Origin of the sequence: Odoribacter sp. N15.MGS-14 (assembly GCF_000980245.1) — a bacterium.
In the GTDB taxonomy this organism is placed as follows: Bacteria; Bacteroidota; Bacteroidia; order Bacteroidales; family Marinifilaceae; genus Odoribacter; species Odoribacter splanchnicus.
Genome location: NZ_LARE01000096.1, coordinates 1 through 7,699, shown reverse-complemented (window position 1 = coordinate 7,699; position 7,699 = coordinate 1). Strand labels below are relative to the sequence as shown.

Genomic DNA, 7,699 nt, shown 5'->3' with positions numbered 1-7,699 from the left:
TATCTTCAGAGAGTTTATGACATCCACTATGATTAAAAACCTTACCCACGACATAGAGGCTTACCGTAAATCTATCGATGACACTTCAATAAGTGGGAAGAAAAAATAAAAAGTAGGGAGAAGAACCTATTCAACGCAAGAAATGCGGAGAATATAAAGTATATTCTCCGCAAACATTTAAAAAATCAATTCATAATGGGTACTCCGCCCTCCTTCATCGGTTTTACGCAATATCCCTTTCGCCATCAAAGCCTGTATATCACGTAATGCCGTATCAGCAGAACATTTGGTAATTTTTCCCCATTTGGAAGAAGTCAGTTTACCCTCAAAACCGTCCCAAAGCAAATTTACCATTTTGATTTGACGGTCATTCATGGAAATCTCCCGGTATTTATTCCAAAAAGCGGCTTTCCGCAAAACCGTGCCCACTGATTTTTCAGCGTGAAGCAATGCCGCCTCCAGACAGGCAAGGAACCATTCCAACCATGCAGTTATATCTAAATCCGACTTTTGTATTTTTTCCAATGTTTCATAATAATTTTTCCGCTGATTTGCCATAACCGATAACAAACTCCCTTCTCCTTATGGAAAAATTAACGACAGATATTCTTTCATCTATTTTTATTTCCTACTTTTACCTGAAATTAGGACATGTCTTAACAAATTGAAACAATCATCCGATGTCGTCACAATATCCTGTCCCTAAATGGATCGAACAATTACACGCCGGAAAAGAAGAAGCCTACCGGATTCTTTTTGATGAATATTACCAGATGTTGTGTGTATTTGCCATGAAATATATAAAAGATAAAGAGGTGGCCGAAGACATCGTGCAGGATATCATTCTGGAACTATACAGCCGGCGTCTCCGGTTCAACACCCCCGTTGCCCTCAAATCGTTTTTGTTCCTGTCCGTAAAAAACAGGGCCCTCAATTTCCTGCGCCGTCAGCGGGCACAAGAACATTATCTGAGTATTTCGGTGGAAGAAGAAAGTTTTTTCCTGAACAATATCATCCGCGAAGAGGTATACTATCATCTGCAAAAAATGATCGGGGAACTCTCCGACCCTGTGCGGAAAATTTACGAACTGACTTTACAGGAATTCTCCAATGAAGAAATTGCCGAACAACTCGGATTAACCGTCGATTCTGTCAAAGCACACAAAAAACGGGGGAAACAAATATTGAAGGAAAGGCTGAAAGGTTTAATGGCCTTCTGCCGGGCAAAATTCCTGCAACCGCACTATACGCCGAAAAGTACAAGTTTGAGATTATTCCGCAATATCGCCATGGCCCGTTTGAAATGAGTCTTCACTGTAGTTTCTGCAATATCCATCTGTGTTGCAATTTCTTTGATCTTTTTCTTCTCGACAATATGAAGTAATACGACTTCCTTTTGTTTTTCAGGTAATGTATCCAGAATAGTTTTCAGACGTTCATGAATATCTTCATCGATTTCCGGATCTTCGATACCGGAGAACAACATCGCTTCGATGATTTTATCCTGATGCTTACCTTGAATTTCCAAATCCCGCAAATAATTCAGGCAATTATTCCGGATAATACCGAGCATATAATAAAATACAGGTTGTTTTTCATCATATCTTTCCAGGTGATCCCACAAAGACAGAAAAGCATCCTGTACCAAGTCTTCCGCTTGTTTCCAGTCGTAAAGATAACGCATGGCATAATGCTGCAAAGGCAGAAACGAAGTTTTATACAATTCATGAAAAGCATCCAGATCTCTTTTTTTTATCCGAAGCCCTAAATTACTTTTTTCTATGTATTGCTCTATTCTTGCCATGATATTTTCGGCAAAGATAATTTTTTTCTATTATACGGTGTCCTCCATTTTTAGATTCCAAGTTAATTATATAAAAAAGAAAGCGTGGTCTATGGAAAAAAATTCGATTCGTTGGGAAATATTATTGAAAGGCGCCCGCGGAACATTGTCTCCTGAAGAAGAAATCATTTTTCAAAAGTGGTTGGCCCGGGATATACGACATAAAGCCTATTACGAGAAAATGTGCCGGGTTTGGTCGTCGGACAATACAACTTACGATTTGCATACCGATGTGGCTGAAATGATAGTCCGTTTTGACGATTATGTCCGGAATAAGCGGAAAGTAAGGCGCCGGAAGATACTGAGGAATGTATACCGTTCGGTAGCCTGCCTGTTGATTCTGCTGACTGTAGGTGGAGGGATCATGTTGTTGAAGAGAGACAAACGGGAAATGGAAACTGCAAACCGGATTGCCGGATCTATCTTGCCGGGCCAGGGGAAAGCCATTATTCTTCTACCGAACGGCGAAAAAGTAGATATCGCTTCGTTAAGCGATTCTTTATCCTACCGGACAGCAGGCTTTACGGTCGAAAAAGATTCCGGAATAATCAGATATATGAAACAACAGCAAGCCCGGACAGATTATCACACGATCGTTATACCGATAGGAGGAGAATATCAGGTGAAGCTGAGCGACGGGACGATGGTATGGTTAAATTCAGATTCGCGGTTGAAAATTCCGACGGCCTTTGTGGGAAACGAAAGAAGAGTTTTTTTATCGGGAGAAGCTTATTTCGATGTAGTGAAAAATGACCGTAAACCTTTTATCGTCGAAACAGATTTAGGGAATATAAAAGTTTATGGAACAGAGTTTAATGTAAAGCGTTATTCCGCCGACAGACAATTGAAAGCAACTCTGGTGGAAGGCTCCATCGGATTCAGTAACGATCATGTAGCAGAACTGAAACTTCAGCCCGGCTATCAGTTAAGCCTTACCGAAGGGAAAAGTGAACCTACTGTGGAAAAAGTAAAGGTATATAATGAAATAGCCTGGAAAGATCAACGCTTTTGTTTTGAAAACAGAACCCTGGAATCGATAGCCCGGGATATGGAAAGATGGTATAATGTAAAAATCGTTTTCAAAGATCCGGTATTGCAACAGCTGCAATTTTCGGGTTCTTTGAGCCGGTACGGAGAGATTGAGACTTTACTGCATTTTTTTGAAGAAAGTGCAGATATTACATTTGAGATCGATCACCATACAATTACTGTAAAAAGAAAATAAAAAAATAGAGAATGCTTCTGCAGTCGGCAAACTTTAGAGCGCATTCTCTACACATTCATTCATATTAACGAACTAATAACAAATGTATGAAAAAAAAAGCACCTGACAGGTATTTCTTACCTGAATTCTTAAGAAAAATGTTAGCGGCAGTGTACTTGCTGTTCATTGTTTCGTTGTCTTATGCGGCGGCAGATAATGACACCAAACTGATCACATTTGCCGTGAAATCTGAAAATTTAAATGATGTTCTGATTAAATTTAAAGATCAGACCGGTGTCGATATTTTATTTAACAAACAACTTATCGGAAACCGGAAGTGTAATGATTTTGAAGTCGTAAATCAACCTGTTGAGGTGATACTGAGCAAAATCCTGGAAGGTACAGGGTTTGTTTTTTCGAAAGTGGACGGAGTGTATGTCATCAAAAAAAGTACAGAAAAAATCGTTCAACCGGTAGAGCCCCTGGCGATTTCCGGCGTAGTGACCGACACGGATGGAGCACCCTTACCCGGAGTGACCGTTTTGGTAAAAGGGACTTCTTTGGGAAGTGCAACCGATACAGAAGGGAAATTTAAATTATCACTTCCTTCACAAGAAAATGTAGTCCTGGTATTTTCGTTCGTCGGCATGCAAACCAAAGAGGTCCCTTATAAAGGCGAATCCGAAATAAAAGTGACCCTGCAAACCGACGTAACTGAAATGGAACAGGTTGTCGTTACCGGTATTTTTACCCGTAAAACAGAGAGTTATACCGGTGCTGCAACGACCATAAAGAAAGAAGAACTACAGAAAATGGGGAACCAAAATGTTTTACAATCCCTGAAAAGTTTAGACCCGGCTTTTCATATTATAGAAAACAATGATTTCGGTTCGGATCCGAACAAAGCCCCCCAAATTCAGTTGCGTGGACAACAATCCATGCCCGATATAAAAGGGACTTATAATGGTAACCCCAATCAGCCGCTTTTCATTTTGGACGGTTTCGAAACAGATATTACAACAGTTTACGATTTGGATATGAACCGGGTAGAAACGATTGTATTACTGAAAGATGCCGCAGCCAAAGCAATATACGGAGCCAAAGCGGCCAATGGCGTAGTGGTCATCGAAACCCGTCAGCCGAAAGCCGGGAAGATGAGGATATCATACAAAGGAGATCTGAGCCTGACGATTCCCGACCTGACAGGTTATAATCTTTGTGATGCACGTGAAAAATATGAAGTAGATAAGGCACACGGCCGTTATTCAGATCCCTGGTTTTGGGAACAATATCTGAACCAGATCAAATCGGAAATAGAACGCGGCGTGGACACAGATTGGCTGGCCCAACCTTTACATACCGGTATCGGACACCGGCATTCTCTGTATTTGGATGGAGGAGACGAACATTTACGCTATGGCGTAGACTTGCTTTATAATGAAATCAAGGGGGTGATGAAAGGATCAGACCGGCAAACGTTCACGGGAGGAATTACCCTGGCTTACCGTTATAAAGACTTATTGTTCAGAAATCAGTTGAGTACCACTCTTAACCGGGCCAATGATTCTCCCTATGGTTCTTTCGACGAATATGCAAAACTGAATCCCTATTGGACACCTTATGATGAAAACGGGGATTTGAAGCAAATTGCCGGTTCTACCGGAGGAGGAGGCCTGGTTGGGGTAACCTGCGGGAATCCGCTATGGAATGCTTCTATCGGTACTAAAAATTTCAGTAAATATACCAGTATTACCAATAATTTTTATATCGAATGGCAGGCTTTGACCGCATTGAAGTTTATCGGACGTTTGGGGTTATCGAAAACCCTCAATGCAAGGGAAGACTTTTATCCGGCCTCACATACCAGATTCCTGGGATATTCGGAAGATAAATTTTTTGAAAAAGGCACATACAGTAAACTGGAAGGAGAAAGCAGCAATGTCAATATGGATATAACAGCCAATTATTCCTTATTATTAGATAAGCATCAACTTTTTCTGAACCTGAACTACAAGATGGAACAAAGCCGTTCTGAAGAAGTTACTTTCACCATGGTCGGTTTTCCGAATGACAAGAACGGTTTTATCACTTCGGGTCTCGGATTCAACAAGAGCGATTATCCTCCTGTCGGCAATGAGTCCATCAGTCGTGAAATAGGTGTTTTGTCCGCTTTAAACTATTCGTACGACGATCGTTACCTGGCCGATTTGTCCTGGCGTGCCAGTGCGTCTTCCCGTTTCGGACAAGATAAACGGTGGGGACAGTTCTGGTCGGCAGGTATCGGATGGAATTTTCATAAAGAACATTTTATGGAACAGGCAGAATGGCTGAAACAATTTAAACTACGTGCCTCAACCGGTTATACCGGAGCCCAGAACTTCAATCCATATCAGGCTTTAGCCATGTTCAGTTACAATCAGACCCAAGCCTACGACAACTGGATCGGTTCTCATTTAATGGCCCTGCCCAACGATGACCTGAAATGGCAGAAAACCCAGGATTACAATATCGGATTCGACCTGAATCTCTGGGGACGTCTTATGATTGTATACGATTATTATGTGCAGCAAACCAAAGATCAGTTGCTGGCCTTGACTGTTCCTCCTTCTATGGGATTTACCAGCTATATGGAAAATATCGGAAGTACGGAAAATAAAGGAATGGAATTGAAGTTAAATGCCCATTTGTTGTATGATGTGGAAAACGACCGTTATTTAAGTACTTCTTTCTCTATTGCCAAAAATACGAATAAGTTGAAAAAAATATCGAATGCGTTGAGAAGTTACAACGACGAGGTCGATAACGAAATATTGGATGGAAATACCAACAGACCCCAGACCCGTTTTATCGAAGGTTCGTCTATGAATGCTATCTGGGCTGTCCGCTCCCTGGGTATCGATCCGGCTACAGGAGATGAGATTTTCCTGACAAAGGATGGAGAAACAACGACAGAATGGAAAGCCGAGGATCAGGTGGTTTGTGGCGACGCCATGCCCGAATGTTCGGGTACTTTCGGAATAAATATGGATTACCGGGGAATTTTCCTGAACATGTCTTTTTATTATCAATTCGGCGGTCAGACTTATAACCAGACCCTGGTCGACCGGGTCGAGAATGCCGATGTCGGACTGAATGTCGACAAACGAATTTACAATGCCGTTTGGAAAAAACCGGGTGACCGGGTCGATTTTTCTTATAATCCTCACAGGCTGACTAAACCCAGTTCCCGTTTTGTACAGGATTTGAACGAATTGCGTTTGTCATCTTTAAACGTGGGATATGATTTCCGGCATTGTGCATTCCTGAAAAAGAGCCGGTTGCAACAATTAAAGGCCAGTTTTTATATGGATGATGTGTTCCGGGCTTCTACAGTGAAAACAGAACGCGGGTTGACTTATCCGTTCGCCCGTACTTTCTCGTTCTCTTTACAAGCAACCTTTTAATCGATGAATACAATGATACGAATACAAAAAACAAAAAATATACTCGGCATTTTGTTCTTTTCCCTGTTGAGTGTTTCCTGTCAGGAATGGCTGGATGTCAGTCCGAGTACGGAAGTAAAATATGACGATCTGTTCAGTTATAAGAACGGTTTTAAAGATCAATTGACCGGAGTATATACCGCTTTATGTTCGGAAGAACTTTATGGTGCCCATCTCGGTTTCGGAATGTTGGACGCTTTGGGACAACAATATTACTGGAATCAGGAAGCCGGAACTTATTATTACCTGCATCGTTTTGTTTATGACAATCCGAAAAGCGAAGAAGTGATCAACAGCATCTGGAACAACATGTATAATGCGATCGCCAACGTCAATATTCTGTTACAGGGCATCGAAGACCACCGGGGAATTCTTGCAGCCGATGAAGAAAAAATCTACGAAGGGGAAGCTTATGCATTACGTGCTTTTCTGCATTTCGATCTGCTCCGTCTGTTTGGCAAAAGTTATGTGAGCGGGGCCGGTGAAAAAGCGATTCCTTATGTCAGCAAAATTTCGAAAGAAATAACTCCGTTATCTACGGTTTCTGAAGTCCTTGATTCCGTAATTACGGATTTGGAAAAAGCAGCCTTTCTATTAGAAAACGATCCTGTCAGAACCGGAGAAGCGACGACATCTTTTTTGGGAACCCGGAGTTTTCATTTCAACTATTACGCAGTCCGGGCTCTGATGGCACGTGTTTATTTGTATAAAAACGATAAGGTCAATGCCCTGAAAAATGCTACGGAAGTAATCCTTTCCCACAAATATCCGTGGGTAGAGAAAGGCCAGGTAGCGACAACGACCCGTGATAACCGTGACGGAATCTTTCTGACGGAATGTATCCTCATGCTGAACAATACGAGATTAGAAACGATAACAGAAACATACCTGAAAAAAAGCGAAAACAATACGGTGGGTAATTTACTTGTCACCCAGGCAGAAGTGAGGGACGAAATTTTTGAAAATACTTTGTACGGTGGCAGCGACTGGCGGTATATCTATTATTTCGAACCTATCGACTCTTATTATGTCAATACTAAATTATGGCAAGTCTCTTCCAGTTACAATAACCGTCAACCTTTGCTTCGTATCAGCGAAATGTATCTGATTGCTGCCGAATGTGCAGGTTCGAAAAAGGAAGCCCTTGAATATTTCAATACCTTACGCCAA

General features: G+C 41.5%; 6 protein-coding genes. 4 read left to right on the top strand and 2 right to left on the bottom strand.

Going from position 1 to position 7,699, the window contains the following annotated elements; all coding sequences use genetic code 11:
* Positions 1-177 precede the first annotated feature (177 nt).
* Entirely contained in the window at positions 178-558 is a 381-nt protein-coding gene (locus tag WS34_RS13615) for a Fic family protein (RefSeq protein WP_286693799.1), read from the bottom strand.
* A 122-nt stretch (positions 559-680) separates the two neighbouring features.
* Here WS34_RS13615 and WS34_RS13610 point away from each other — a divergent pair, with 122 nt between their 5' ends.
* Complete coding sequence (locus WS34_RS13610; protein WP_046405043.1) at positions 681-1,307, top strand: sigma-70 family RNA polymerase sigma factor; 627 nt, start codon at positions 681-683, stop codon at positions 1,305-1,307.
* On the opposite strand, the gene WS34_RS13605 is transcribed toward WS34_RS13610, so the two are convergent.
* Positions 1,244-1,804, bottom strand: a complete 561-nt coding sequence (locus WS34_RS13605; protein ID WP_013611438.1) for an RNA polymerase sigma factor — start codon at positions 1,802-1,804, stop codon at positions 1,244-1,246. The genes WS34_RS13610 and WS34_RS13605 overlap by 64 nt on opposite strands.
* A 91-nt stretch (positions 1,805-1,895) precedes the next feature.
* On the opposite strand from WS34_RS13605, the gene WS34_RS13600 reads away from it, so the two are divergent.
* From WS34_RS13600 to WS34_RS13590, 3 genes are all read left to right on the top strand, one after another.
* The gene (locus WS34_RS13600) at positions 1,896-3,068 is read left to right on the top strand and encodes a FecR family protein (protein WP_046405466.1); all 1,173 of its coding nucleotides are present in this window, start codon (positions 1,896-1,898) and stop codon (positions 3,066-3,068) included.
* A gap of 86 nt (positions 3,069-3,154) precedes the next feature.
* Positions 3,155-6,490, top strand: coding sequence for a SusC/RagA family TonB-linked outer membrane protein (locus WS34_RS13595; protein WP_046405465.1), 3,336 nt, complete (start codon positions 3,155-3,157; stop codon positions 6,488-6,490).
* Between the two features lie 12 nt (positions 6,491-6,502).
* The coding region (locus WS34_RS13590) for a RagB/SusD family nutrient uptake outer membrane protein (RefSeq protein WP_286693798.1) at positions 6,503-7,699 on the top strand (1,197 nt) is incomplete at its 3' end.

Bases quoted from the DNA above. Each gene is read 5' to 3' on its own strand.
- WS34_RS13600 (WP_046405466.1), top strand. From the start codon at position 1,896: ATGGAAAAAAATTCGATTCGTTGGGAAATATTATTGAAAGGCGCCCGC.
- WS34_RS13610 (WP_046405043.1), top strand. From the start codon at position 681: ATGTCGTCACAATATCCTGTCCCTAAATGGATCGAACAATTACACGCC.
- WS34_RS13605 (WP_013611438.1), bottom strand. From the start codon at position 1,804: ATGGCAAGAATAGAGCAATACATAGAAAAAAGTAATTTAGGGCTTCGG.
- WS34_RS13615 (WP_286693799.1), bottom strand. From the start codon at position 558: ATGGCAAATCAGCGGAAAAATTATTATGAAACATTGGAAAAAATACAA.
- WS34_RS13595 (WP_046405465.1), top strand. From the start codon at position 3,155: ATGAAAAAAAAAGCACCTGACAGGTATTTCTTACCTGAATTCTTAAGA.